The sequence below is a fragment of the Pseudoalteromonas sp. SIMBA_162 genome (genome assembly GCF_046535955.1).
Lineage (GTDB): Bacteria > Pseudomonadota > Gammaproteobacteria > Enterobacterales > Alteromonadaceae > Pseudoalteromonas > Pseudoalteromonas marina.
The window spans coordinates 1-269 of the sequence record NZ_JAWJBQ010000461.1 but is presented as its reverse complement, the minus strand read 5'-3'; the positions used below and the strand labels follow the sequence as shown (position 1 = coordinate 269).

Annotated in this window: 1 protein-coding gene; it reads right to left on the bottom strand. The window is 66.2% G+C overall.

Annotated features, from left to right (window positions below; translation table 11 throughout):
• Positions 1–269 (bottom strand): DUF6515 family protein (locus R0J88_RS20490; protein WP_410900950.1); only part of this gene is annotated, 269 nt, incomplete at both ends.

Below are 269 nucleotides of genomic sequence, written 5' to 3'. Positions count from 1 at the left end.
CCACCCAGCCAGACCTCCTGCGCATAGGGCGGCAGGTAATTGACCCGCACGCCGTAAGGCGGGGTCACGACGATATAACTGCCACCATGGGGGCGATACCAGTAGCCACCGGAGTAGAAGTAGTCCGCCCCCCGGTAAGGCACTTTCCAGTAGCGGTCGGGGAAATGATCGACAGTGTGACCCGGTCGATACTGCGGCCCAGGCCCCCAGCCATTGCCGTGGCCATCCGGGCGCCCCTGCCAGTCGCCACCGGGACGTTGCCCTGGGCC